This is a genomic window from Actinoallomurus oryzae, assembly GCF_039541955.1.
Lineage (GTDB): Bacteria > Actinomycetota > Actinomycetes > Streptosporangiales > Streptosporangiaceae > Actinoallomurus > Actinoallomurus oryzae.
Map to the genome: position 1 here is coordinate 1 of NZ_BAABHF010000081.1, position 24,556 is coordinate 24,556.

Genomic DNA, 24,556 nt, shown 5'->3' on the forward strand with positions numbered 1-24,556 from the left:
GCACCGGTCTTCTTCTCAAAGGCCGACAACACCTTCTCGAAGTTCTGCTGCTCCACCCCCGTCCACTTCGCCGCGACCTCGATGGTCACACCCTTCAGCTCCTGACCCCCAGCACCAGAGCTGGACGAGTCGGAAGGCTTGTCGTCGCCACCGCAGGCCGCGGCCGACGCCAGCAGCCCGGCCGCGGCCACCGCGGCCGTCCATCGCGTGCTGATCCTCATCGGTCTTCCTTCCTGGCGTCGTCGCCGGGGTCATCGCCGGTCGCGTCACCGGCCGGTGCGGGCGCGTCCGCGGCGGCCTCCTCCGCGGTGGGCTCCTCCGCGGCAGGCGCTTCGGGTCCGGTGCCGCCGGCGGCCTCGTCGCCCCAGATCGCCGCGCTCGTCTCCAGGTCGAAGAAGTGCAGCCGGGCGGTGTCGACGCGCACCTCGACGGCGTCGTCGACCTTGACCTGCGTACGGGGGCTGAAGCGTGCCACCACGACGGTGTGCGGCGTCTCCAGCGTGCCGAGCACGTCGGTGCCGGCGTCGCGGGCGAGCTCCTTGGTGTCCTCGGTCACGACCGTGGAGGTCTCCAGCCCGAAGTGCACGAGGACGTCGGAGCCCATCGCCTCGACCAGCTCGGCGGTCGAGGTGAGCCGGTTGCCGTCGGTCGCCTCGCTGAGCCGGGCGTCCTCCATGTCCTCGGGCCGGATACCGACGACGAGGGAACGGCCGATGTAGTCGCGCAGCGCGGGCCTGCGCTCCAGGACCTCGGGGCCGACGCGGAGCTCCTGCCCGCCGATCTTCAGCCGCAGGTCGGCCGCGGTGCCGGTCAGCTCTCCCTGCAGGAGGTTCATCGCCGGGGAGCCGATGAAGCCGGCGACGAACAGGTTCGCCGGCCGGTCGTACAGCTCCTGGGGCGGCGCGACCTGCTGCAGCTCGCCCTTCTTCATCACCGCGACCCGGTCGCCGAGGGTCATCGCCTCGGTCTGGTCGTGGGTGACGTAGATCGTGGTGACGCCCAGGTCGCGCTGGATGCGGGCGATCTCGGCGCGCATCTGCACGCGCAGCTTGGCGTCGAGGTTGGACAGCGGCTCGTCCATCAGGAACGCCTGCGGCTCGCGGACGATCGCCCGGCCCATGGCGACCCGCTGCCGCTGACCGCCGGACAGGTTCCGCGGCCGGCGGTCGAGGTAGTCCTCCAGGCCCAGCGTGCGGGCGGCCTCCTCGACCCGCTTGCGGATCTCCGCCTTGGGCACCTTGCGCAGCGTGAGCCCGAACCCGATGTTCTGCCGGACCGAAAGGTGCGGGTACAGGGCGTAGCTCTGGAAGACCATGGCGACGTCACGGTCGCGCGAGGGCACCCGGTTGACCACCCGGCCGCCGACGCTCACCGTGCCCTCGGAGATCTCCTCCAGGCCGGCGACCATTCGCAGCGCCGTCGTCTTGCCGCAGCCGGACGGTCCCACGAGAACGAGAAACTCACCGTCCGCGATGTTCAGATTCAGATCGTCGACGGCACGAGTGCCGTCCGGATATACCTTGCCGACCCCGGCCAGGACGACCTGTGCCACCGCGCCTCCTCAACCAATATCCCGGCACGCAAAAGAACGCGTGCCAGTTGTCCTACTCCCCCTTTTACGGAGGCCGCAAGATATCCGGTCGGAGAACGCGCTTCGTAAAGAGATCGTTATCTTGGGTGGGTCAAGGCGCGGCCGATGACGACGCGCTGAACCTGATTGGTTCCCTCGACGATCTGCAGGACCTTCGCCTCGCGCATATAGCGCTCGACCGGAAAGTCACTGACGTATCCATAGCCGCCGAGCACCTGGACCGCGTCGGTGGTCACGCGCATCGCCGTGTCGGTCGCGAACAGTTTGGCCATCGCGGCCTGCGTGCCGTACTCCAGCCCGGCGTCGCGGCGGCGCGCGGCGCTCAGGTACAGCGACCGCGCCGCCTCCACGCCCGTCGCCATGTCGGCGAGCAGGAACCGCAGCCCCTGGAACTCCCCGATGGGCCGGCCGAACTGGCGGCGTTCGCGCGTGTACGCCACCGCCGCGTCGAGGGCCGCGCGGGCGACCCCCACGGCGCACGCCGCGATGCCCAGGCGGCCGCCGTCGAGGGCGGACAGCGCGATCGGGAACCCCTGGCCCTCCCCGCCGACCAGGTCGTCGGCGGGCACCCGCACGTCGTCGAAGCTCACCTGCGCGGTGGGAGAGGAGCGCAGGCCCATCTTCCTCTCCGGCGGTGCCGCGGAGATGCCCTCGCCGGCCGCGCCGACCTGCAGGCAGGACACCCCGCGGCTCTTGTCGGGCCCGGTGCGGGCGAAGACGGTGTAAAAGTCGGCACGGCCGCCGTGGGTGATCCACGCCTTGGTGCCGTGCAGCCGGTAGACGTCGCCGTCACGCTCGGCCCGGGTGGTCAGCGCCGCGGCGTCCGACCCGGAGTGAGGTTCGGACAGGCAGTACGCGCCGAGCGTCTCGCCGCCCAGCATGTCCGGCAGCCACCGCTCGCGCTGGGCGGCCGTGCCGTACCGCGCGACCGGGAAGCAGGCGAGCGTGTGCACGCTCACGCCCAGGCCGACGGCGAGCCAGCCGGCCGCCAGCTCCTCGATGACCTGCAGGTACACCGCGTACGGCTGCCCGCCGCCGCCGTACTCCTCGGGGTAGGGCAGGCCGAGCAGCCCGGCGCGGCCGAGCGTGCGGAAGACCTCGCGGGGGAACCGCCCGGCCTCCTCTTCGGCGGCGGCGCGCGGCGCGAGCTCGGCCGCGACCAGGTCGCGGGTCAGGTCGAGAAGATCATGGGCCTCCGGCGTCGGCAGGTCGCGTTCGACGCTCGTCTCCGCAGGGCTCATCGTCCATCCGCCTCCCCGTCCCTCCTCGACGCTGAAGAGGAACTCAGGAAAATACTAGGACGTCCGACTAACCGGCTTCGCCGCCGCCCGCGCCGGCCGCCGCGAGCACGCTCCGAGCCGGAACGCCGTGCGGCGGAGACGGCGGACCGGTCCGGCCGGCGGCGGGCCGTGCGGCGCCGCCGGGGCGCCGCACGGCGTCCCGTCAGGCGTCGACGATGACCAGGTCGCGCGTCACGCCGTTGACGCTCTCGTGACCGTCGGCGGTGCACACGACGATGTCCTCGATGCGCGCGCCGTGCGGGCCGGGGTAGATGCCCGGCTCGATGGAGAAGGCCATGCCCACGTCGAGCGGCTCGGTGTTGCCCGCGACGATGTAGGGATCCTCGTGGGTCTCCAGGCCGATGCCGTGGCCCGTACGGTGGATGAAGAGCTCGCCGTAGCCGGCCGCGGCGATGATGTCGCGGGCGGCGGCGTCGACGGCCTCCGGAGTGACGCCGGGGCGCACGGCGGCGCGGGCGGCGGCCTGCGCCTCCTGGAGCACGGAGTAGTAGGCGCGGAAGTCCGCGGGCGCCTCACCGACCGCGTACGTGCGCGTGGAGTCCGAGCAGTAGCCGCTCGGCATGGTGCCGCCGATGTCGACCACCACCGGGTCGCCCGGCTGGATCACGCGGTCGGACAGCTCGTGGTGCGGGCTGGCGCCGTTGGGCCCGGAGCCGACGATGACGAAGTCGGTGACCGCGTGCCCCTCGGCGACGATGGCCTCGGCGATGTCGCGGCCGACCTCGCGTTCGGTGCGGCCCGCCTTGAGCAGGCCCGGCACGAGCCGGTGCACGCGGTCGATCGCCGCTCCCGCCTCGCGCAGCGCCTCGACCTCGGCGTGGCTCTTGCGCATCCGCAGCTCGCGCAGGACCGTGCCGGCGGGGACCTGTTCGGCGCCCGGCAGCGCGGCGCGGAACCGCAGCGCCATGACCGCCCACATGCGGTCGGCGACTCCGACGCGTGACACGTCGCGGGGCAGCCGGGAGGCCACGAGCGCGAACGGGTCGTCGGTCTCGTCCCAGGGAACCATCTCCAGGCCGAGCTCGCCGGCCGGCGACGCCTGCGCCGCCGGCAACTCCAGCCGGGGCACGACCAGGAACGGGTCGCCGGCGGCCGGCATGACGAGACACGTCAGGCGTTCGAGCTGGATGGCGTCGTAGCCGGTGACGTAGCGCAGGTCGGGCCCTGGCGTCAGGAACACCGCGCCCAGGCCCGACGCGGCGACCGCCTGCCGCGCCCGTGTCAGACGCTCGGGCTCGAAAGCTGATTTCGCACTGGTCAACGTGCCACCTCTCCTTGTTGCGGGCCTGCCGGAAATCTACCCGTCCCGGCGGACGCCGACCGCTCCGGTGCGAGGCGGGGGAATCGCCGATGCCGGTGACCTCGGGCGCAGGAGGTGGCCAGGAATGATCGCTGTTCGCGATCGCTTCATCGCGGAGGGTATGAATCGCTAGGATATGGTCCACGGCTCACCCGAGGTGAGCGCGTCCGCCAGATGCTGCTTCGTATCCGCCACGACCCCCGGAAACCAGGTTCGGTCCCCCTTCCGCCGCCCCGGAGCCACTACTGTGAGTGTCCGTCCGGGTGCAGACGATCACCTCGAAAGCGGTCACATGGGCATCCCTCACGACCACGACGGCTCCGGGGTCGAGCGTGCCGCCAGCTTGGCGGACACCGTCGACCGGCTCCGGGCAGAGCTCGAGCAGACGCACGCCGTCGCCCGCCGCACGGCCATTCTCGAACAGGCGAAGGGCCTGCTCGCCGAGCGGCTCGGCTGCGGCGTCGCCGCCGCCCACACCCATCTTCTGGAGATCGCACGCGACAGCGGGATCTCCCCCGAGGTCGCCGCGCGCTTACTGCTGACCCCCGAGCCCGGCGGCGAGGACGCCCCCTCTCCCGGCGTCCTGTCCGTCCTGTCCCCCGGCGTGCCGGACACCGACCTCGCCGCCCGCCTGCGCGCCCGCGCACGGCCACGGGTGACGCCGTCGCCCGGCCCCGCGCCGCCGGCCGCCGACGACCCGGCGGCGCAGCACGAACAGACCCAGCGCATCGGCAACCTCGGCTGGGGGCTGTGGGACCTGACCGGCGGCCGGATCCACTGGTCCGACCGGCTCTACCGCATCTTCGGACGCGATCCGGCCGAGGGCCCGCTGCCCCTCGAACGCCTGGCCGAGCGGGTCGTTCCCGCCGACGTGCCGCTGGTCGTCCACCTGGTCCGCACGCTGCTCGACGGCACCGAGAAGGTCGACAACGAGATCCGTGTCCTGCGGGGCGAGGAGACCCGCGACGTACGGTTCATGGGGGAGCCGGTCCTGGACGCCTACGGCACGCCCGCCGCCGTGCGGTGCGTCTGCCAGGACGTCACCCGCTGGCGCCTCGGCGAGCGGGCGCTCAAGGCCTCCCGCGTACAGCTGGAGCGCCGTCTGATCGCCGCCGAGCGTCACCAGGCGATCGAGATGCAGCGGTCGATCCTCCCCCTGCCCGAGGGCATCGTCGAGAAGCCGGGGCTGCGCGCGGCCGTGCGCTACCTGCCGGCGGGTCACTCGGCGCGGGTCGGCGGCGACTGGTACGAGACGACCGCCATCGACGGCGAGGGAGTCTTCCTCGCCATCGGCGACGTGTCCGGGCACGGCCTGAACGCCGCCGCGGCGATGGCCCGGCTGCGCAACGGCCTGAGCGGGCTGGCGTTCTCCGGCGCGCCGCCGGACCGGCTGCTGGGCTGGCTCAACCGGCTGACGCTGCACTGGCCGACGTCCCTGACCGCCACCGTGCTGGCGGGCCGGTACGACCCGGACGAGCGCACGCTCACCTGGGCCCAGGCGGGTCACCTGCCACCCGTGCTGATCCGCGAGGGCAAGGCCGTCACGCTCGACCCGCCGGAGGGCATCCTGCTCGGCGCGATGCACGAGCCGGAGTTCGCGGTGGAGACGACCTCGCTGGAGCCGGGCGACCTGCTGCTGCTCTACACCGACGGCCTCATCGAACGCCGGGAGCGCTGCCTGCAGGAGGGCCTGGACCTGCTGGTCCACGCGGCGGCCACCACCGGCTCCGGCGACCCGGAGGGCGTGCTGGACCACGTCCTGGAGGCCTTCGGCGCCCCCAACCCCAACGACGACACCTGCGTGGTCGCCATCCAGATCGAGTGACTCCGGCACGCCGCGGCCGGGGCCCGTCACGGCGTCCTCGTTCGTGGCCCGTGGTGTCCGGTCGGCGCCTCGCACGGCGGAGGAGGGAGCCGACCCGGTTCGCCGGCCGGCGACGGGCCGAGTGCCCGCGCGATCCCCCACCGCCCGCCGAGGGCGCGGGACGAGGGCCGCGCGCCGTAGGGCGGCGGGGCCTTGAGACAGACCACTAACCGGCCGCGGCCGGCTCGTCGGGGCCGGTCGGCGCCCGAGCCGCATCGGCCGCCTCGTCGGGCCGGCCGGTGTCGGCGACCGCCGGGGGAACGGTCTGGGCCCACTCGGCCCAGTCGGCCAGCGCCTGGTACATCCGGATCGCCGCCTCCACGGCCACGCGCATCGACTTGGTCTGCATGCTGTCGCCGAAGTCGCCGCGGTCCTTGGCCGCCGCGTACGTCCGTGCCAGGGCGGCGGTCTCGGCGAAGAACCGCTGCTCGCGCCGCAGGTGTTCGCGCAGCGCGTCCGGCTCCATGAGCCAGAAGAAGAACGACCGCAGCACCGACTCGCTGCGCAGGGTGTGGTCGACGTCGCCCTCGGCCAGCCAGCGGCGTACCTCGGCCAGGCCGGTGTCGGTGATCCGATACGCCTTCCGGCCCCGCGGGCCGCGGCTGTCCACCTCGATCATCCCGGCGCCGGCGAGCCGTGACAGCTCGGCGTAGATCTTCGGGTGCTGGGCCGGCCACACCGGGCCGAGGGCCTCCTCGAAGCGCCGGGCCAGGTCGTACCCACTGGCCGGGCCTTCGGCGAGCAGCCCGAGCAATCCATGGCGCAGGGACAAGACAGCACCTTTCCGGACGTGGTCGTGGACTCCATCTTGACATGTCCCTCGGACCACCTCGATGATTCCACGTGTCCCTAAGTACATGTCCTTAAGAACATGTACTTCCGTACATCTGAGGTGGGTTCATGGGCACGAACACGCGCGCCGTCTTCGTCACGGGAGCGGCCGGAGGCATCGGCACCGCCACGGTCCGGGCGCTGTCCGAACGCGGGCACCGGGTCTACGCCGGCGTCCGCGCCGAGGCGCCGCACCTGCGTGACCTGGCCGGCGTCGAGCAGGTGCGGATCGACGTCACCGATCCCGGCAGCGTCGCGGCCGCCGCCGAGGAGGTCGCCCGGCTGGAGGACGGCGAGGGTCTGGCCGGCGTCGTCAACAACGCCGGCGTCATCGTCCAGGGCCCGCTGGAGCTGGTGCCGGCCGGCGAACTGCACCGGCAGTTCGCCGTCAACGTCTTCGGGCCCGTCGAGGTCACCCGCGCGTTCGCGCCGCTGCTCCGTACGGGAGGCGGCCGTCTGATCAACATCAGCGCACCGACCGCGCGGCTCGCCATGCCGTTCGCCGGTCCGATCTCGGCGAGCAAGGCCGCACTGGACGCCCTGTCCGACGCCGCGCGCGTCGAACTCGCCGGGCAGGGCATCGCGGTGATCACCGTCGTCCCGGGCTCTGTGGAGACCGAGATCTTCGCCAAGGCGAACGCCGCCGCGGAGACCGCCCTCGCCTCCGCCGACCCGGCGCGCCTCGCGCTGTACCGGCGGCAGATCGAGGCCGTGGACGCCGCCGTCGCCCGGATGCGGGGCGCCGGGCCGGACCGGGTCGCCCGCACGATCGTCCGGGCGCTGGAGGCGAGCCGCCCGCGGGCCCGGTACGCGGCCGGCTCCGACGTACGGCCCGCGCTGATGCTGGCCCGCCTGCCGTCGCGGCTCCGTGACCGGGTGGTGGTCCGGATGCTCGGGCTCGGCAAGGCCGCGGCGGCCTGACCGGCCGGCGCCGCGAACCGAGGAAGTCAAGGGAGCAGAGATGACGAACATCGCCCTGGTCACGGGCGCGACCTCCGGGCTGGGCAAGGCGGTCGCCACCGCTTTGGCCCAGGAGGGCCGGCACGTGCTGGTGCACGGCCGCGACGCCGGGCGGGCGACCGCCGTGGTGGATCAGATCACCGGTTCCGGGGGCAGCGCCGAGGTCTGCCTCGCCGACCTGGGCTCGCTCGCGCGGGTCCGCGAGCTGGCCGACCGGGTGACCGACGAGCACGGCACCGTCGGGCTGCTGGTCAACAATGCCGGCGTGGGCGCCGGCCGCCCGCCGTACCGCCGCAGAAGGCTCAGCGAGGACGGCCACGAACTGCGGTTCGCGGTGAACTACCTCGCGCCGGTCCTGCTGACCCGGCGGCTGCTGCCCGCGCTCGAGGCGGGCGCGCCCGCGCGGGTCATCAACGTCGGCTCGGCCGGCCAGGCACCGGTCGACCTGGCCGACCTGGGGCTGGAGAGGCACTACTCCGGGGCGCAGGCGTACTTCCGCAGCAAGTTCGCGCTCGCCGCGTTCACCTTCTCCCTCGCCGAGGAGCTCGCCGGGCGTCCGGTCGCCGTCACCTGCCTGCACCCGGCGACGATGATGAACACCCACATGGTCAGGGAGTCGATGATGCCGCCGATGTCCACGGTCGCCAAAGGCGTGCGGGCGGTGATGAACCTGGCGACCGGACCGGCCGGCGCGACCGGCGGGCGCTACTTCGACGGCACCGACGAGGCCCGTGCCCACGAGGGGACCTACGACCCTCTGTCGCGCGAGCGGTTGCGCGCGGTGACCGCCGGGTTGCTGGCCCCGTTCCTCGACGACGCGTGGGCGCCGCGCCGCTGACGGTTCGCCGGAGGCCTCGCCGGGCGCCTGGAACCGGTGGGCGGCCGGCGTCTCCGCGGCGGTGCGGAGGCCGTCTTCGCCGGACGCGTCTTCGGTCATCCACACGGGGACGGGGCGGGGCGCGTGGAGACGGCGGCGTGCGCGCGCTCGGTGGGCGTTCCCGCGCCGCGGCCCGACCGGGTCGGACGACCCGGCGGTTCCTGTCGGCGGAGGCTGCCAAGATGGGGGCGTGGGTGGACTCATGCTGCTTGACACGCCGTCGCTGTACTTCCGCGCCTTCTACGGGGTGCCCGAATCGGTGACCGCCTCCGACGGCACGCCCGTCAACGCGATCCGCGGGCTGCTCGACATGATCGCCCGGCTCGTGCGGGAGCGATCGCCGCACTCGGTGGTGGCCTGCATGGACGCCGACTGGCGCCCGCGGTTCCGGGTCGAGGCCCTGCCGTCCTACAAGCTGCACCGGGTCGGGCCCGACGGCGGCGACCAGACGCCGCCGGCGCTCGGCGCGCAGGTCCCGGTCATCGAGGAGGTGCTCGAGGCGTTCGGCATCGCCAAGGTCGGCGCCGCGGGGTACGAGGCCGACGACGTCATCGGCACGCTCGCCGCCGCCGAGCCGGGCGAGGTCGACGTCGTGACCGGCGACCGTGACCTGTTCCAGCTCGTCCGCGACGACAAGCCGGTGCGCGTCCTCTACACGGCGCGCGGCATCAAGGCGCTGCAGGTCGTCGGCGAGGCCGAGGTCACCGCCAAGTACGGCGTGCCGGGGCGGGCCTATGCCGACTTCGCGACGCTGCGCGGCGACCCGAGTGACGGGCTGCCGGGCGTGCCCGGCGTCGGCGACAAGACGGCCGCCGCTTTGATCACGAGATTCGGTTCGCTGGAGGGCATCGAAAAGGCGCTCGATACGGGCGAGATGTCCGGTTTTCCGGCCGGCAGCCGATTGAAGCTGGAGAAGGCGCGGGACTACCTGCGCGCCGCCGAAATGGTCGTGCGGGTCGTCACCGATATCCCCCTTCCGGACCTCGACGCGCGGCTGCCGCGCACGCCGCGCTCGCCGGAACGCCTGGTGGAGCTCACCGACCGGTGGAACCTCGAGGGCCCGGTCAACCGATTGCTGGCCGCCGTGAAAACGTCGGGCGACTAATGCGCTGATTGCGTCATATGGCGCAGTGTTCCCGGCCGCTTGGGGTTTTCATTTCAGTGAGAGGCGCAGTGAAAGTTGCGCGACGGGGATCACTGAGAGGCGGCCATGACGACGATCCTCAGCAGGCGAACACCACCGTCCCCCGGGGATGACGGGGCGGCGTTCGGCGGCGTGAGCGCGATGTTCGGGATGGTGCGGCGCTCCAACCACGCCACCGCCCTCGCCGGATGGATCGTCGCGACGGGGGCGATGGGTCTGGTCGTGCAGGCCGACACGATCCGGACGGCGAGCGGCGCCCCGTACGGCGGCGTCCTTCTCGCGGCTCTGGCGCCGGTGCTCGCCGCCGGCACGGTGACCGTCGCCCTGCTCGTCCGCGCGAACCGTCTCACCTCGTTCGCTCAGGAGCGGTTCTATCGCTTCATCGCCGAGATCCCGGGCGACGCGCCGGAGCTGTGCGCGCCGGCCGTGCTGCAACTGCAGAAGCTGACCGCGGCCGTACGCCATCGCGAGACGCTGACGCAGCAGGCACTGACCTGGGCCTACGTGACCGGCGTCGGCGTGCTCGCCTGGAGCGTCGCGGCCGGGGCGATGGCCTTCAGCCGTTAGGCCGTCACGGACCGGCCGGCACCCGGGTCATGGAAAACCGCCCCACTCCCCATGCATCGGGTGCCGGCCTCTAGACATCCTTGCCATTCATTAGGTCCACTGGAAGAAATGAGGTTCAATAACGAACCTCTGCCGGGACGGGCAGACGGGAACCTGGTGCAGGAGACCCTCGCGAACAGACAAGGTTTTTGGCAGGCACTGAACGAGTCCGAACGGACCGCGTTGCGCGCGGCCGGTCGGACTCGTGAGTATGCCGCCGGTACGCTCTTGTGCAGTCAGGGCGCCGACCCCGACCACGTCCTGATCATCTTGGACGGGTGGGTGAAGGTGACGGCCGGGCGTGCCGACGGGCATGAGGTCATGCTGGCGATCCGCGGACCGGCCGACACGATCGGCGAGAGCGGCTGGCTGAACGGCCGGCCGCGATCGGCGAACGTCAAGGCCCTCAACCGGGTGCGCGCGCTCGCGGTCCCGGCCGAGCAGTTCGCGAGCTTCCTCAACGCCCACGCCCACGCCGCGCAGGTCCTCGCGCGGGTGATGGTCGGCCGGATGGACGACGCCGACCGCCGCATGACCTCCCAGGTCGGCACGAGCGGCCCAAAGCTGCTCGCGCTGCTGCTGCTCGACCTGGCCGAACGCTACGGCGTTCCGGGCGCGGACGGCGCCGTGGCGCTGCCGTTGCCGCTGACCCAGCACGAACTCGCCACGATGATCGGCCGGGCCCGCGAGACGGTCGCCCGCGCCCTGACGGTGTGGCGCAAGGACGGCGTGGTCGTCACCCAGCGCATGCGCATCCTCATCCTGGACCCCGGCGCCCTGCGCGAGGTCGCCGAGGCCGAGGACGAGTTCTGACCGGCGCCCCGTGACGGGAAACCCGCGGGGACGCGGCGCGCGGGCCGGTCAGGCGACGGAGGAGTAGGCGACGACGCCGCGGCGCATGGCGTCCATGGCCTTGCCGGCCGTCGCGCGGATGCCGCTGTCCCGCGGAGCGGCCTCGGCGATCTGGCCCAGCAGGTCCAGCAGCTGCTTCACCCAGCGGACGAAGTCGCCCGCGGTCAGGTCCGTGTCGCTGAGCACCGCGTCGAGCTGGTGGCCGCGGGCCCACCGGTGGGCGGCCCACACGAAGCCCAGGTCCGGCTCGCGCAGGAACGCCACGCGGTGGTCGCGTTCGACCTCGCGCAGGTCCTCCGCCAGGCTCGCCATCTTCGTCAGCGCCTCGGTGACCGGGCCGGCCGGCACGCGCGGGGCCTTGGGGTCGTCGGTCCGGGACTCGTAGACGAGCGCGGACACGCTCGCGGCGAGCTCGGCGGCGTCCAGGCCCTCCCAGACGTTCTCCCGCAGGCATTCGGCGGTGAGCAGGTCCGACTCGCTGTAGAGGCGCCCCAGCCGCCGCCCCGCGTCGGTGACGCGCTCGTCCTCCAGGTAGCCGAGCTGTTCGAGGACGCCGCACACCCGGTCGAACGTCCGGGCGATCACCTGGGAACGGCCCTCGACACGGCGGCGCAGGTCGGCGGTCTCGCGTTCGAGCCGGAAATAGCGTTCGGCCCACCGGGCGTGGTCCTCGCGCTCCGCGCAGCCGTGGCAGGGGTGTTCGCGCAGCCGTCGGCGCAGCTCCTTGATCTGCGGGTCCTCGCCGGTGGGCTCGGGCCGCTTGGCCGGGCGCGGCGCATCGATCAGGGCGGTCTTGTTGCGCAGCGTGGAGGCCAGGTCACGGCGGTGCTGGGGCGACTTGCGGCTGAATGACGCGGGGATGCGGATGCGCTCGACCGGCTCGACCGGGCCGCGGAAGTCCATCAGCGCCAGCTGCTTGACCTGCCGGTTGACGGTCAGCACGAGCGGTGACGGGTCGTCGACGCGTTTGGCGGCGCCGGGTTCGAGCACGAGCGCGAACCCGGCCCACCGGCCGTTCGGCACGACGATGACGTCACCGGGCCGCAGCCGCTCCAGGGACCGCGCCGCCTCGGCGCGCTGGGCGCCGGACCGCGCACGCGCGAGCTCCTTCTCCCGGTCCGACAGCCGCCGCCGCAGCCGGGCGTAGTCCATGAAGTCGCCGAGGTGGCACGTGGCGGCCTCCAGGTAGCCCTCCAGGGCCTCCTCGTTGCGCCGTAGCTGCCGTGCCAGGCCCACCACGGCCCGGTCGGCCTGGAACTGTGCGAAGGACTCCTCCAGGAGCGTACGGGCCCGCTCACGGCCGAACTGGCCGACGAGGTTGACGGCCATGTTGTACGACGGGCGGAAGCTGGAGTTGAGCGGGTAGGTGCGGGTGCCGGCCAGGCCGGCCACCGAGCCGGGGTCGACGCCGGGGGTCCACAGCACGACGGCGTGGCCTTCGACGTCGATGCCGCGCCGCCCCGCCCGGCCGGTGAGCTGGGTGTACTCCCCCGGCGTCAGGTCGGCGTGCATCTCGCCGTTCCACTTGACGAGGCGTTCGATGACGACGGTGCGGGCCGGCATGTTGATGCCGAGCGCGAGCGTCTCGGTGGCGAAGACCGCCTTGATGAGCCCCTCGGTGAACAGCTCCTCGACGATCTCCTTGAACGTCGGCAGCATCCCGGCGTGGTGGGCGGCCAGGCCGCGTTCGAGGGCGCCCAGCCAGGCGCGGTAGCCGAGGACGTCCAGGTCCTCGCGCGGGATGTCGGCGACGCGTTCCTCGACGTGGGCGCGGATCTCCTCGGCCTCCTCCATGGAGGTCAGCCGCAGCCCGGCGTACATGCACTGCTCGACGGCCGCGTCGCAGCCGGCCCGGCTGAAGATGAAGGTGATCGCGGGGAGCAGCCCGGCCCGGTCGAGGCGGTCGATCACCTCCGAACGGGCCGGAGGGCGGAACCGCTGCGGCCGTGCCTCACGACGCCGGCCGCTGCGGCGTCCCTGGTTGACCTTGGTGCGCCGCAGGTCGTCGAGGGCGAAGCGGCGCAGCGCCGGGTTGACCTTGGCGTGTTCGTCGTCGACGAACAGGTCGTACAGGCGGTTGCCGGCCAGCATGTGCTGCCACAGCGGCACCGGCCGGTGCTCGTCGACGATGACGGTGGTGTCGCCGCGCACCTCCTGCAGCCACTCGCCGAACTCCTCGGCGTTGCTGACCGTCGCCGACAGCGCCGCGAGGCGTACGGAGTCGGGCAGGTGGATGATGACCTCTTCCCAGACCGCGCCGCGGAACCGGTCGGCCAGGTAGTGCACCTCGTCCATGACGACGTAGGCCAGCCCCGACAGCGTCGGGGAGGAGGCGTAGAGCATGTTGCGGAGCACCTCGGTCGTCATGACGACGATCGGTGCCTCACCGTTGATGGTGTTGTCGCCGGTGAGCAGGCCGACCTTCCCGGTGCCGTAGCGGCGCACCAGGTCGGCGTACTTCTGGTTCGACAGCGCCTTGATCGGCGTGGTGTAGAAGCACTTCTGCCCGTTGGCCAGCGCCAGGTGGACGGCGAACTCACCGACGACGGTCTTGCCGGAGCCGGTCGGGGCGGCGACGAGGACGCCATGGCCGTTCTCCAGCGCGCGGCAGGCGTCGACCTGGAAGAAGTCGAGGTCGAAGTCGTACAGGCTCTGGAAGTCCGTCAGCGCCGGCGTGTAGCCCGCCATGCGCCGGCGGTTCGCGGCATAGCGCTCCGCGGGGGTGGTCATGGTCCAAGCCTACGGAAAGCCGGGCGTGGGACGCGGCACACCCCGACGATCATCGAACCCCGGGGTGGCGCTAGCCGCGTGGTGTGTCCTCCAGGTCGTGGTCTTCCAGATCGCCCATGTCGATCGGGGACGCCTCGTCGTCGGACAGGTGGGCGTACGGGTCGGGCCGGGCGGCCTTGCGCTTGTCGTGGACGTAGGCGATCACCTCGGCGACCTCGAACAGCACGACGGTCGGCAGGGCCAGCGCCAGCATCGTGAACGGGTCCTGGCTGGGCGTGGCGACCGCGGCGAACGCGAAGATGCCGAAGACGAGGGCGCGGCGCCACTTCCTGATCCGCGCGTGCGTCAGCACTCCGGCGAGGTTGAGGATCACGACGAACAGGGGCAGCTCGAACGTCGCCCCGAAGATCAGCAGCATCGCGACGGCGTAGCCGAGATAACTGGTGATCGTCACGATCGGGACGACGTGGTCCGGGGTGAAGCCGAGCAGGATGCCCAGGCCCTTGTCGAGCGTCAGGTAGGCCAGGAACGCGCCCGCCGCGAACAGCGGGATCGCTCCGGCCATGAAGACGTAGGTCCAGCGGCGCTCCCGCTGGTAGAGCCCGGGCGCGACGAACGCCCAGAGCTGGTAAAGCCAGATCGGCGAGGCGAGCACCAATCCGATGATCAGGCAGATCTTGATCCGCAGCACGAACGGGTCGAGGATCCCGGTCGTGGTGAGCGCGCACTGCCCGTTGAGGCGGTGGGCCTGCGGGATCTTGCAGTACGGGTGCTGGAGGATCCGCCAGATCGGGTCATAGAAGATCCAGCCGACGATGCCCCCCGCGACGATGCCGAGCAACGCCTTGAGGATCCGGTTGCGCAGCTCGCGGATGTGCTCCATGAGCGGCATGCGCCCATCCGGGTTCGGCGTTCGGGAGGCACGCCGCAGGGACACCTTTGCCGACATGTGATTGTGTGCTCCGGCTCGTCAGGATTACTTGCCGTGCTCCGACTGCCGTACCGGCACGCCTTCCTTCACGGCGTCCTCCGGGGCCTTCAGCTCCTGCGGACCGGCCTGCGCCTCGAGCCGTGCCGCCTCCGCGCGCAGCCGTGCGGCCTCCGTGCGAGCGTCGGCCGACGTGTTCTGCTTTTCGTCATCGTCGCCGATCAGACCCTTGGTCTCGGATTTGAAGATGCGCATCGAACGCCCGAGCGAACGCGCCGCCTGGGGCAACTTCGCCGAGCCGAACAGCACCAGAATGACGACCGCGATGATCGCGATCTCCCACGGGCCAAGATCCATGACAGTCCTCTTCAGCAGTGGCCGGTTCTCCCCTGATCGTACGCCGTCCAGGCGAATGGCTCACTACCGCGTTTCCTCCAGACGGCGCGCCGCGGTGCGCAGCGCCGAATGCTTCGGCGCCAGACGCTGTCTGGTGTGCTGGATCTCACGGCCGAGATCGCGGACGGCGACGAACACCTTGACCGCGCAGACGGCGATCACCACCAGTCCGGCGAAGGTCAGTCCGATGAACAACATCACCCACGGCACGCGCCCGAGACTACACGGCCCGTGGCCGGAGCCGGTCCGCGGCGCGGGCGCCCCGGCGACGGGTCAGGCGTACTGACCGAGGGCGCGTTCGGCGTCGTCGCGGACGCCCCCGGCGAGATCGGCGGGCGCGACGACCGTGCCGTCCCCGGCCAGCCGCAGCGCCAGGCGCCGGACCCACCGCGTGTCCCGGGTGCGCAGTTCGACGCGCAGCCGGCCCTCCCCCAGCTCGGTGACGCTCTCGCAGGGGTAGTGGTCGGCGACCCAGCGCCCGGACGGCGTCAGATCGATGATCACTCTGGTGTCGTCCGGAGACGGCCGGAACAGGCCGCGGTCGACGTCGACCGGCTCGGCCTCCTCCGGGATCCGCGCGGGGACGTCGAGGACCTCCAGCTCGACGATGCGGTCGAGGCGGAACAGGCGCACCGCCTCGGCCCGGCGGCACCAGCCCTCCAGGTAGGACCAGCCGTCCACCAGGAGCAGGCGCATCGGGTCGACGTCGCGTTCGGTGTTCTCGTCGCGCCCCGGCACGTAGTAGGTCATCCGCAGCCGCCGGCCCTCGTCGAGCCCGGCGCGCACCTGGAGGAGGATGTCCGGGCGCACCTCCACCTGCACCGACACCTGACTGCTCGGCTGCGCGGCGTTGCCGGCGGCGGCCTCCAGCTTGGCGATCACGCGGCTGAGCGCGTCGCCGTGCTCGGGGATCTCGGCGAGCGTGCGCAGCGCGATGAGCAGCGCGGCGGCCTCGTCCACGTCGAGCCGCAGCGGGCGGCTGATCGACTCGGCCTCGCTGACGACGATCTCACCGCCCTCATAGGACAGGTCGATCGGGCAGTACGGGTCGGGGGCGCGCAGCTCGACGCACCACAGGAGGTTCAGGTCGTCGATGAGCTGCTTCTCGCTGACCTCGAACGCCGCGGCGGCCTCGGCGACGCTGACCGAGCTGCGCGAGACGACGTACGGGACGAGAGCGAGCAGCCTCGTGAGACGATCCGCCGAGCTCATGCGCCCTCCTTCGCCCGGCCCCACGCAAACGCTCCGCAGGCTCCGCGCTTCCGTGGGGACCCCGGAAGCGAGAGAGTGGCCCAAAGCGCTGTGTCTTCGATTCGCCCACTGCGTTCACTCATGCGAGCACCGCCTTCAAGTGCTGGATCATGGCGTCGCGCACGTCGGGCGGGCCGATGACGACCACGTCGTCGGCGAACCCGGCGAGGTAGTCCACGAGCCGGTCGACGTCGGCGAAGCCGAGTTCGGCGCGGTCCCACTCGCCCTCGTCGGGGCGTACGTCCGCGGCCCACCGGCGGATGCCGTGGGCGGCGCCGCGACGCAGCCGCACCGTGGCGGTGCGCCGGTCCGGCGCCGGGCTGCCGCTGTCGGCGACGATCTCGCGGACGTCGACGCCGTCGGGCACCACGACGCTGCCGGCCGGCCCGTCGCCGGAGACGGTGCCGAGGATGCGGCTGAGCCGGAACACCCGCACCTGCCCGCGGTCGCGGTCGTGACCCGCGACGTACCAGCGGCCACGGCGGCTCACCACCCCCCACGGCTCCAGGTGACGCCGCTGCGGCGCGCTGCGCCCGATCCCCTGGTAGTCGAAGGCCACCGGCCGGCGGTCGCGCACGGCGCGCCACAGGGCGGGGAAGGCCGGCTCATGGGTGTCGACCCGCGGCTCGATGCCCAGAGAGGCGGCCTCGGCGGTGTCCACGCCGGCGGCACGGAGCTTCAGCAGCGCCCCGGAGGCCGCCTCGGCGAGGCTGGCGCGCTGCCACACCCGCGCGGCCAGGCCCAGCACCGCGGCCTCGTCGGGCTCCAGCTGGATCTCCGGCAGCTCGTACGCCTGGCGCTGGATGCGGTAGCCGGTGTCCTCCTCGCCCTCGCTGCCGGTCTCCAGCGGGACGCCGAGCTCGCGCAGCTCCTCCTTGTCGCGTTCGAACATGCGTTTGAACGCCTCGGAGCCGTCGGGATAGCCCGGCACGGCCTGGCGGATCTGCTCCGCGGTGAGATATCTGCGGGTGGCCAGCAGGCACACCACGAGATTGAGCAACCGCTCTGTCTTGCGGCGCGACATCGGCACTCCTTCGGACCCGTCCCCGTGGCCTCCGACGCTACCGTTGGCGGCGTGATCCGATGGCGCAAAGGCACGGTTGTCAAGATACGCCGGGAGTGGCCCGGCGCGATGGAACTCGACGTGGAGATCGACCACGACGGCGCGGCCCGCGCGCTGGCCTACCCGGCACTGGTGGGATCGCCCCAGGTGGGCGACGCGGTGCTGCTCAACACTACGGCGCTCGCCATGGGGCTTGGCACCGGAGGGTACGCCATCGTGGCGGCCGTACCGGACCGTTTCCCGCCGGATCCCTCGGGTCCGGGCCATCTCGTCAAGGCCCGCTACACGCCTCTGCAGGCGACCGTGCTCGGCGCCGACGAGCAGGACTCCCCGCACCACGAGCTGCTCCGCGACGCCGACTCGATCGACGGGATGCCGGTGGTCGTCGCCGACCTGCACTCGGCGCTGCCGGCGATCGTCGCGGGGCTGCACCGCGACCGCCCGGGGACCCGTGTCGTCTACGTCATGCCGGACGGCGGCGCGCTGCCCTCCTGGTTCTCCCGCTCTGCCGCGGCGCTGCGCGAGGCCGGAGCCCTCGCCGCGGTCGTCACGACCGGGCAGGCGTTCGGCGGCGACCTGGAGGCGGTGACCCTGCACACCGGACTGCTGGCCGCCCGGCTCGTGCTGGAGGCGGAGGTCGCGGTCGTCGCGCAGGGGCCGGGCAACCTCGGCACGGGCACGCGCTGGGGATTCTCGGGCGTGTCGGCCGGCGAGGCGGTGAACGCCGCGGGTGTGCTCGGCGGCCGGCCCGTCGCCTCGCTGCGGGTCAGCGAGGCCGACGCCCGCGAACGCCATCAGGGGGTGTCGCACCACAGCCTCACCGCGTACGGGCGGGTCGCGCTGGCCCGGGCGCAGGTGGTGGTGCCGGAGCTGCCGGGCCCGTTCGGCGCGCGGGTCACCGCCGACGCCGCGCCGCTCGGCGAACGCCACGACCTGGTCCGCGTGCCGGTCGACGGCCTGGAGGAGGCGCTGCGCGCCTCACCGGTGCGCCTGTCGACGATGGGCCGGGGCCTGGACGAGGACCTCGCGGGCTTCCTGACCGCCGCCGCGGCCGGCCGCCACGCCGCCGCCCTTCTCGGCTGAACCCCCGCTCGCCCGGCCCGGCGCCTTTACGTTGTAGATCAGGTGGGGGCGAGGCGGCCGTCCGGCTCGTACGGCCGGCGGAGCGTGAAGGCCTCCGGGACCGGGCCCGCCTCGCGCAGGCGGGCGAGCCGGGCGAGCGCCTCCTCCAGCGAGGGGAGGTGACCGGCCGGCACCCACCACAGCACCATGATCGGCTCTGTCGGGCGCTGGAACCACTCGCGGCGGCGCCGCACGTACTCCAGGTGGTCCGAGCGGTAGGTGAAGTCCCACAGCGCCTGACGCGACTCCCACACGGACAGGTTGACGATCATGTCGTCGCCGTCGGGGTGGATCGAGGTGGCGTCCTGCCCGCCCTCGTCGGTCAGGCGCCACACGAACCCGGGGGACGCGTCGGCCAGGGCGTTGATCGGCTTGAGCCCGTCGACGAAGCCGGCGGACTCGGGGGCGTCCAGGGGCCACCGCAGGCGGCCGACGTTGAGCTGCGCGAGGTGATGATCCGTCATGCGGGTCAGCAGATCACTTCCGGCACTCTAAAGTCAATCATCATTATTTTTAGAAGCGATCTCCACGCAGCACTCCCCCGGCCTCGCCCGCATCCGCGCGCACAGCCCCGTCTCGCCCATGCCGTCGAGCAGCCCCTCCACCAGAGCGAGATTCATGCCGCAGACCAGCGGCGGGAACTCCCGGGCCACGGCGTGGAACGGGCAGTTGCGCATGCGGACCGCCCCGTCGGCCCGGTACGGCGCGTAGCCCTGGCGCGCCAGGACCTCCTCCACACCGCCCTCCGCCGTCTCCCCCACCGCACGGCCGTGCCGCCGCGCGACCCGCTCCAGGTCGCCCTCGGCCCCCAGCGCGTCGACGACCTCCGCGAGCAGCGCCGCCGGCGTGCCGTAGTCACGTGGCGGCAGGCTCACGACGTGATCGGCCGCGGAGCGCCGGTAGAGCTTGGCGGGCCGCCCGGCCCCCGGACCGGAGCGGCCGGGCGGACGGCGGAACACCACGTCGAGCAGGCCTGCCTCGGCCAGCCGGTCAAGGTGGAAGGCCGCCAGTGTCCGCTGGATCCCGGCCGCGTCGGCGGCCTCGGCCCGGCCCACCTCGTGATCCTGGGCGACCACGTAGTCGTACACCCGCCGCCGCACCGGATCGCCCAGGGCCGTGATGGCCTCCACATCGCTCACGCGCCCGATTGTAGGGAGCGCGCGGCCGGTCAGTACGCGGCGAGAATGTCGATCACGAACACCAAGGTGTCGCTACGCGTGATGCCCGACGCGGAATGCCCCTTCTTGCCGTATCCCAGGCTCGGCGGGACCACCACCAGCACCCGGCTGCCCACCGGTTTGCCGACGACCGCGCGGTCCCACCCGTCGATCATCTGCCGGGCGCCGACCACCACCGAGTCCGGGTGCCCGCGGTCACGCGAGGACTCGAACGTCTTGTGGTTACGCCAGATCTGCCCCAGGTCGTGGTAGACGACGGTCTGCCGGGCCTCCACCGGCTTACCGGTGCCCCGCACGATCGTGCGCACGGTCAGCTTCGCCGGCGGGCGGCCCGACGGGATCGTCAGCGACGGCACGGCGCCCGTCGTCACCCGGGGCAGGCCCGCCTCGCTCTGCGGCTCCGCCGCGCCGTGCGCGGCCGCGCCGTTGGGATAGACCGCCAGCACGTCCAGCACGAACACCAGCGAGTCGCTGCCACCGATCTGCAGCGCCGCGTAGCCGTTCGCGCCGTACCCCTGCCCCGGCGGGATCACCGCCACCACCCGGCCGCCCGGCCGCTGCCCGGCCAGCGCCTTGTTCAGCCCCGGCACCAGGTGCCCGTACGGGAACATCGCCGGGTGCCCCGAGTCGTAGCTGCTGGCGATCAGCTTGTGGTCACCGCCGTTCCAGCGGTAGCCGACGTAGTTCGCCGCGACCAGATCGCCCGCCGCCACCTTGGTGCCCTTGCCCGAGTGCAGGGTCTTGACGCCCAGCTCGCCGCCGGGCGCCGACCCCGGGATCCGCACCGTCGGCTGGCGGCCGAGCGCCCCGGTCACCTTCACGCCGTCGGGCAGCCCGCCCCCGCTGCACGCGGCAGCGCACGAGACGAGGAGGGCCAGCAGGACCCACGGGACGGCACGCCGCATACGCCGACCTCCAGCGACCGGGTGATCAGATCGCGTCGAGGATATCGACAACGAACACGAGGGTGTCGGTGCCCTTGATGCCCACCTGCGGCGACCCGGTCGGGCCGTAGCCCTCCTTCGGAGGCATCACCACCAGCACCCGGCTGCCGATCTTCTTGCCGACCAGCGCCTTGTCCCATCCGGGGACCATTTGCCCGACCCCGGTCGGGAACCCGACCGGAGCGCCGTGCTTGTAGCTGGAGTCGAACTCCTTGCCGGTGCGCCACAGCACACCGTCGTACTGATTGATCAGCGTCTGCCCCTTGGCGACCGCCTTGCCGGTTCCCTCGATCAGCGTCTCGACCTGCAGCTTCTTCGGCGCCGGACCCGACGGGATCTTGACCGTCGGGGCCTGGCCCGGCGCGCCCGGCGTGACCTGCGGGAGCTTCGCGTCGACCTTCTGCTGCGTGCCCTGCACCGACGCGGTCTTGCCGTAGGCCTTCAGCAGGTCGACCGACAGCACCAGGTCATCGCCGGCGCCCAGCTTCAGCGCCTGCGCGACCTGGTCGCCGACCGCCTTGTACGGCAGGGTCAGCTCCAGCCGCGTGCCCGGCGTGCGGCCCACGATCTCCTTGTCCAGCGCCGGAAGCCCGGTCAGCTGGTTCGCGGTGCCCGCGGCCGGCTTGTTCTGCTTGAAGGTGTCCAGCAGCGGCTTGGGGGACTTCTGGTGCTTCGCCGCCCACTGGTAGGCCAGCAGGTGCGCGACGACGAAGTCGTTGGCGCCGATCTTCGGCCCGGAGCCGTGGATCAGCTCCTTGACGCTCTGCTTGACCGCCGGCTTGGCCTTGGGCACCGACACCGACGGCGCCTTGCCGAACGCGCCCTTGAACTTGACCGACGGCGCCGGCCGCGTCTCCCACCAGATGCCCGCGCCGATGAGTGCCAGCACGACCACCGCGCCCGCCACCGAGTAGACGATCTGACGCCGCTTGGCGGCCTTGCGCGTCCCCTTGCGCGGCGCCGTGCGGGTCTTGGTGCCGAGCGCGTGCGGAGTGAACTCGCTGCGGCCGATCTCCCGGGCCTGCGGCATCGTCACCTTCGGCCGGGAGTCGTCCTGAGGCTCCTCGGCCGGCCGGGAGTCCTGAGGCTCCTCGGTCTCCTCGGTCTCGGTTTCCTCGCGGCCTTCGACTTCAGACATCTTCTCCACCGTTTCGCGGGCATGACGACAGCACGAACGCACCCAACCTTCTAGCAGGCACCTAAAGGTAGCGTGAGAACGCGGTCACATTCCCGCGATCAACTTGTCGACACGGTCGTCCACCGAACGGAACGGGTCCTTGCACAGCACCGTGCGCTGGGCCTGGTCGTTCAGCTTCAGGTGCACCCAGTCCACCGTGAAGTCCCGGCGTTTCTCCTGCGCCCGCCGGATGAACTCCCCGCGCAGCCGCGCACGCGTCGTCTGCGGCGGCACCGACTTCGCCTCGAAGATCGCCAGGTCACGCGCCACCCGGTCCACCGACCCGCGCCGCTCCAGCAGGTAGTACAGCCCCCGCCCCCGGTGCACGTCGTGGTAGGCCAGGTCCAACTGCGCCACCCGCGGCGAGCTCAGCGGCAGGTCGTACTTCTGCCGGTACCGCTCGATCAGCTGGTACTTCGTCACCCAGTCGATCTCGCGCGCCACCAGGTCCAGATCGCCGGTCTCCACCGCGCGTACGGTGCGCTCCCACAGGTCCAGCACCCGCAGCACCACCGGGTCCGCGCCGCGCCGGTCCACGAAGTCGCGCGCCTTGTCCAGGTACTCCGACTGGATCTCCAGCGAACTGGCCTCCCGCCCGTTCGCCAGCCGTACCTTGCGCCGCCCCGTCATGTCGTGGCTGACCTCGCGGATCGCCCGGATGGGGTTCTCCAGCGTCAGGTCGCGCATCACCACACCGGCCTCGACCATTCGCAGCACCAGGTCGGTCGCCCCGACCTTGAGCAGCATCGTCGTCTCACTCATGTTCGAGTCACCGACGATCACGTGCAGCCGCCGGAACCGCTCCGCGTCCGCGTGCGGCTCGTCCCGCGTGTTGATGATCGGCCGGGATCGCGTCGTCGCCGACGACACGCCCTCCCAGATGTGCTCCGCGCGCTGGCTCACGCAGTAGACCGCGCCGCGCGGCGTCTGCAGCACCTTGCCGGCCCCGCAGATGATCTGACGCGTCACCAGGAACGGGATCAGCACGTCGGCCAGCCTGCCGAACTCACCGTGCCGCCCGACCAGGTAGTTCTCATGGCAGCCGTAGGAGTTGCCGGCCGAGTCGGTGTTGTTCTTGAACAGATAGATGTCCCCCGCGATCCCCTCCTCGCGCAGCCGCCGCTCGGCGTCCACCAGGAGACCCTCGAGGATCCGCTCACCCGCCTTGTCGTGCACGACGAGCTCATCGACGCTGTCACACTCGGGCGTCGCGTACTCAGGATGACTTCCGACGTCGAGGTACAGCCGTGCCCCGTTGCGCAGGAACACGTTGCTGCTACGGCCCCACGACACCACCCGGCGGAACAGGTAGCGGGCCACCTCATCAGGTGACAACCGCCGCTGCCCGCGGAAGGTGCACGTAACGCCGTACTCGTTCTCCAACCCGAAGATGCGCCTGTCCACACCGCAAGGCTATGTGTCAGAGGACCGCGGTTGGTAGAGATCAAGCCCAGGTGTACCGGTCACGAGAGCGCCACATCCGGTCGCCGGCCGTACGCATGAACCCGCCATGACCTCGCCTGACGCCTTTACATTGTAGATCAAAAACGCGCGGCACCCGCCGTGACCTGCGACGATCACGACGGGTGCCGCTTCGGTCTTACTCGGAGGCACCATCCTCGGAGGCGCCGTCCTCCGGCGCCGCCGCACCGGCCTGCTCCGCCTCCTCCAGCAGCTGCTTGATCCGCGCCGCCGTCAGCCTGCGGAACAGCCGGTGGTCCCGGTTGCGGTCCAGCACCGCCACCTCCAGCTGACCCGCCTCCAGATGGCGGTCCGTGTCCTGCTGCTCCAGCGCGTGCACGGCCACGCCCAGCGCACGCGCGAGCGGCAGGCCCTCCTCGAAGCGGTCCTTCAGCGCCGACGCCACCTGATCGACCTGACCGCCCATCGCGACGTAACCCTGCTCGTCGGCGACCGAACCGTCGAACGTCAGCCGGTAGATCTGGTCCGACGCCACGTCCGCGCCCACCTCGGCGACCACGAGCTCCACCTCGAACGGCTTGTTCGACTCGGTGAACACCGTGCCCAGCGCCGTCGCGTACGCGTTGGCCAGGCCCCGCGCCGTGACGTCGCGACGGTCGTACATGTAGCCGTTCACGTCGGCGTACCGCACGCCCTGCTGCCGGAGATTCTCGAACTCGTTGTACTTGCCGACCGCCGCGAACGCGATCCGGTCGTAGATCTCACTGATCTTGTGCAGGGCCCGCGACGGGTTGTCCGCCACGAACAGGATGCCGTCGGCGTACTGCAGCACGACCACGCTGCGGCCCCGCGAGATGCCCTTGCGGGCGTAGTCGGCCTTGTCCTTCATCGCCTGTTCGGGCGACACGTAGAACGGCATGGACACCGGTGGCGTTCCTCACTACTCGATCGTCATTGGTCGGCTGATCATCGCAACGGCGCCGGCGGACCGCCCGGGGCACCCATCCGCCCCTGCACGA

23 protein-coding genes and 1 pseudogene are annotated in these 24,556 nt (G+C 71.9%); 7 read left to right on the forward strand and 17 right to left on the reverse strand.

The window, feature by feature from the left end; translation table 11 throughout:
* From ABEA10_RS50225 to ABEA10_RS50240, 4 genes and pseudogenes are all read right to left on the reverse strand, one after another.
* Positions 1-221: pseudogene (locus ABEA10_RS50225) on the reverse strand (carbohydrate ABC transporter substrate-binding protein); the annotation flags it as partial.
* Positions 218-1,552 carry an ABC transporter ATP-binding protein gene (locus tag ABEA10_RS50230; RefSeq protein WP_345475818.1) on the reverse strand — a complete coding sequence of 445 codons (1,335 nt, stop codon included), beginning with the start codon at positions 1,550-1,552 and terminating at the stop codon, positions 218-220. The gene ABEA10_RS50230 and the pseudogene ABEA10_RS50225, both read right to left, overlap by 4 nt.
* 116 nt (positions 1,553-1,668) lie before the next feature.
* Positions 1,669-2,832, reverse strand: coding sequence for an acyl-CoA dehydrogenase family protein (locus ABEA10_RS50235; protein WP_345475819.1), 1,164 nt, complete (start codon positions 2,830-2,832; stop codon positions 1,669-1,671).
* A 202-nt stretch (positions 2,833-3,034) separates the two neighbouring features.
* The gene (locus ABEA10_RS50240) at positions 3,035-4,153 is read right to left on the reverse strand and encodes a M24 family metallopeptidase (RefSeq protein ID WP_345475820.1); all 1,119 of its coding nucleotides are present in this window, start codon (positions 4,151-4,153) and stop codon (positions 3,035-3,037) included.
* Between the two features lie 331 nt (positions 4,154-4,484).
* Between ABEA10_RS50240 and ABEA10_RS50245 the strand changes: the two genes are divergently transcribed.
* Complete coding sequence (locus tag ABEA10_RS50245; protein ID WP_345475821.1) at positions 4,485-6,017, forward strand: SpoIIE family protein phosphatase; 1,533 nt, start codon at positions 4,485-4,487, stop codon at positions 6,015-6,017.
* Positions 6,018-6,222: 205 nt separating this feature from the next.
* Here ABEA10_RS50245 and ABEA10_RS50250 read toward each other — a convergent pair whose 3' ends face one another.
* Entirely contained in the window at positions 6,223-6,828 is a 606-nt protein-coding gene (locus tag ABEA10_RS50250) for a PadR family transcriptional regulator (RefSeq protein ID WP_345475822.1), read from the reverse strand.
* Positions 6,829-6,956: 128 nt separating this feature from the next.
* Between ABEA10_RS50250 and ABEA10_RS50255 the strand changes: the two genes are divergently transcribed.
* From ABEA10_RS50255 to ABEA10_RS50275, 5 genes are all read left to right on the forward strand, one after another.
* Positions 6,957-7,808: an SDR family NAD(P)-dependent oxidoreductase gene (locus ABEA10_RS50255; protein WP_345475823.1), complete on the forward strand. Its 852-nt coding sequence runs from the start codon at positions 6,957-6,959 to the stop codon at positions 7,806-7,808.
* A 40-nt stretch (positions 7,809-7,848) separates the two neighbouring features.
* Positions 7,849-8,685 (forward strand): SDR family NAD(P)-dependent oxidoreductase, encoded by an 837-nt coding sequence (locus tag ABEA10_RS50260; protein WP_345475824.1) that lies wholly within the window; start codon positions 7,849-7,851, stop codon positions 8,683-8,685.
* 241 nt (positions 8,686-8,926) lie between these two features.
* The gene (locus ABEA10_RS50265; RefSeq protein ID WP_329234768.1) at positions 8,927-9,829 is read left to right on the forward strand and encodes a 5'-3' exonuclease; all 903 of its coding nucleotides are present in this window, start codon (positions 8,927-8,929) and stop codon (positions 9,827-9,829) included.
* Between the two features lie 105 nt (positions 9,830-9,934).
* A complete protein-coding gene (locus ABEA10_RS50270; protein ID WP_345475825.1) occupies positions 9,935-10,435 on the forward strand; it encodes a hypothetical protein in 501 nt (166 codons plus the stop codon).
* A gap of 156 nt (positions 10,436-10,591) precedes the next feature.
* Complete coding sequence (locus ABEA10_RS50275) at positions 10,592-11,287, forward strand: Crp/Fnr family transcriptional regulator (RefSeq protein WP_345475836.1); 696 nt, start codon at positions 10,592-10,594, stop codon at positions 11,285-11,287.
* A 48-nt stretch (positions 11,288-11,335) separates the two neighbouring features.
* On the opposite strand, the gene ABEA10_RS50280 is transcribed toward ABEA10_RS50275, so the two are convergent.
* The 6 genes from ABEA10_RS50280 to ABEA10_RS50305 all read right to left on the reverse strand — a co-directional run bounded on the left by ABEA10_RS50280 (position 11,336) and on the right by ABEA10_RS50305 (position 17,655).
* Entirely contained in the window at positions 11,336-14,056 is a 2,721-nt protein-coding gene (locus ABEA10_RS50280) for a DEAD/DEAH box helicase (RefSeq protein ID WP_345475826.1), read from the reverse strand.
* Positions 14,057-14,126: 70 nt separating this feature from the next.
* Positions 14,127-14,948 carry a twin-arginine translocase subunit TatC gene (tatC, locus tag ABEA10_RS50285; RefSeq protein WP_345475827.1) on the reverse strand — a complete coding sequence of 274 codons (822 nt, stop codon included), beginning with the start codon at positions 14,946-14,948 and terminating at the stop codon, positions 14,127-14,129.
* Positions 14,949-15,032: 84 nt separating this feature from the next.
* Positions 15,033-15,341, reverse strand: coding sequence for a Sec-independent protein translocase subunit TatA (gene tatA / locus ABEA10_RS50290; RefSeq protein WP_345475828.1), 309 nt, complete (start codon positions 15,339-15,341; stop codon positions 15,033-15,035).
* Positions 15,342-15,404: 63 nt separating this feature from the next.
* Complete coding sequence (locus ABEA10_RS50295) at positions 15,405-15,590, reverse strand: hypothetical protein (RefSeq protein WP_329234753.1); 186 nt, start codon at positions 15,588-15,590, stop codon at positions 15,405-15,407.
* A 63-nt stretch (positions 15,591-15,653) separates the two neighbouring features.
* The gene (locus ABEA10_RS50300; protein WP_345475829.1) at positions 15,654-16,592 is read right to left on the reverse strand and encodes a WYL domain-containing transcriptional regulator; all 939 of its coding nucleotides are present in this window, start codon (positions 16,590-16,592) and stop codon (positions 15,654-15,656) included.
* Between the two features lie 118 nt (positions 16,593-16,710).
* Positions 16,711-17,655, reverse strand: coding sequence for a helix-turn-helix transcriptional regulator (locus ABEA10_RS50305; RefSeq protein ID WP_345475830.1), 945 nt, complete (start codon positions 17,653-17,655; stop codon positions 16,711-16,713).
* 51 nt (positions 17,656-17,706) lie between these two features.
* Here ABEA10_RS50305 and ABEA10_RS50310 point away from each other — a divergent pair, with 51 nt between their 5' ends.
* Positions 17,707-18,777: a DUF3866 family protein gene (locus ABEA10_RS50310; protein ID WP_345475831.1), complete on the forward strand. Its 1,071-nt coding sequence runs from the start codon at positions 17,707-17,709 to the stop codon at positions 18,775-18,777.
* Positions 18,778-18,815: 38 nt separating this feature from the next.
* Here ABEA10_RS50310 and ABEA10_RS50315 read toward each other — a convergent pair whose 3' ends face one another.
* The 6 genes from ABEA10_RS50315 to prcA form a co-directional block, all read right to left on the reverse strand.
* Entirely contained in the window at positions 18,816-19,280 is a 465-nt protein-coding gene (locus tag ABEA10_RS50315; protein ID WP_345475832.1) for a DUF3291 domain-containing protein, read from the reverse strand.
* 33 nt (positions 19,281-19,313) lie between these two features.
* Positions 19,314-19,955, reverse strand: coding sequence for a helix-turn-helix transcriptional regulator (locus ABEA10_RS50320; RefSeq protein WP_345475833.1), 642 nt, complete (start codon positions 19,953-19,955; stop codon positions 19,314-19,316).
* A 29-nt stretch (positions 19,956-19,984) separates the two neighbouring features.
* The gene (locus tag ABEA10_RS50325) at positions 19,985-20,899 is read right to left on the reverse strand and encodes an FKBP-type peptidyl-prolyl cis-trans isomerase (RefSeq protein ID WP_345475834.1); all 915 of its coding nucleotides are present in this window, start codon (positions 20,897-20,899) and stop codon (positions 19,985-19,987) included.
* Between the two features lie 25 nt (positions 20,900-20,924).
* Positions 20,925-22,076 carry an FKBP-type peptidyl-prolyl cis-trans isomerase gene (locus ABEA10_RS50330; protein WP_345475835.1) on the reverse strand — a complete coding sequence of 384 codons (1,152 nt, stop codon included), beginning with the start codon at positions 22,074-22,076 and terminating at the stop codon, positions 20,925-20,927.
* 84 nt (positions 22,077-22,160) lie between these two features.
* Positions 22,161-23,519 carry a Pup--protein ligase gene (gene pafA / locus ABEA10_RS50335; protein WP_329234726.1) on the reverse strand — a complete coding sequence of 453 codons (1,359 nt, stop codon included), beginning with the start codon at positions 23,517-23,519 and terminating at the stop codon, positions 22,161-22,163.
* 196 nt (positions 23,520-23,715) lie between these two features.
* Positions 23,716-24,456 (reverse strand): proteasome subunit alpha, encoded by a 741-nt coding sequence (gene prcA, locus ABEA10_RS50340; RefSeq protein WP_345475837.1) that lies wholly within the window; start codon positions 24,454-24,456, stop codon positions 23,716-23,718.
* Positions 24,457-24,556: the final 100 nt, after the last annotated feature.

What these genes read in the sequence shown, in the direction of transcription:
- ABEA10_RS50270 (WP_345475825.1), top strand. Translation starts at nt 9,935, where the DNA reads ATGACGACGATCCTCAGCAGGCGAACACCACCGTCCCCCGGGGATGAC.
- ABEA10_RS50315 (WP_345475832.1), bottom strand. Translation starts at nt 19,280, where the DNA reads ATGACGGATCATCACCTCGCGCAGCTCAACGTCGGCCGCCTGCGGTGG.
- tatC (WP_345475827.1), bottom strand. Translation starts at nt 14,948, where the DNA reads ATGCCGCTCATGGAGCACATCCGCGAGCTGCGCAACCGGATCCTCAAG.
- ABEA10_RS50300 (WP_345475829.1), bottom strand. Translation starts at nt 16,592, where the DNA reads ATGAGCTCGGCGGATCGTCTCACGAGGCTGCTCGCTCTCGTCCCGTAC.
- prcA (WP_345475837.1), bottom strand. Translation starts at nt 24,456, where the DNA reads ATGCCGTTCTACGTGTCGCCCGAACAGGCGATGAAGGACAAGGCCGAC.
- ABEA10_RS50235 (WP_345475819.1), bottom strand. Translation starts at nt 2,832, where the DNA reads ATGAGCCCTGCGGAGACGAGCGTCGAACGCGACCTGCCGACGCCGGAG.
- ABEA10_RS50255 (WP_345475823.1), top strand. Translation starts at nt 6,957, where the DNA reads ATGGGCACGAACACGCGCGCCGTCTTCGTCACGGGAGCGGCCGGAGGC.
- ABEA10_RS50245 (WP_345475821.1), top strand. Translation starts at nt 4,485, where the DNA reads ATGGGCATCCCTCACGACCACGACGGCTCCGGGGTCGAGCGTGCCGCC.
- tatA (WP_345475828.1), bottom strand. Translation starts at nt 15,341, where the DNA reads ATGGATCTTGGCCCGTGGGAGATCGCGATCATCGCGGTCGTCATTCTG.
- ABEA10_RS50265 (WP_329234768.1), top strand. Translation starts at nt 8,927, where the DNA reads ATGCTGCTTGACACGCCGTCGCTGTACTTCCGCGCCTTCTACGGGGTG.
- ABEA10_RS50325 (WP_345475834.1), bottom strand. Translation starts at nt 20,899, where the DNA reads ATGCGGCGTGCCGTCCCGTGGGTCCTGCTGGCCCTCCTCGTCTCGTGC.
- ABEA10_RS50260 (WP_345475824.1), top strand. Translation starts at nt 7,849, where the DNA reads ATGACGAACATCGCCCTGGTCACGGGCGCGACCTCCGGGCTGGGCAAG.
- ABEA10_RS50330 (WP_345475835.1), bottom strand. Translation starts at nt 22,076, where the DNA reads ATGTCTGAAGTCGAAGGCCGCGAGGAAACCGAGACCGAGGAGACCGAG.
- ABEA10_RS50280 (WP_345475826.1), bottom strand. Translation starts at nt 14,056, where the DNA reads ATGACCACCCCCGCGGAGCGCTATGCCGCGAACCGCCGGCGCATGGCG.
- ABEA10_RS50305 (WP_345475830.1), bottom strand. Translation starts at nt 17,655, where the DNA reads ATGTCGCGCCGCAAGACAGAGCGGTTGCTCAATCTCGTGGTGTGCCTG.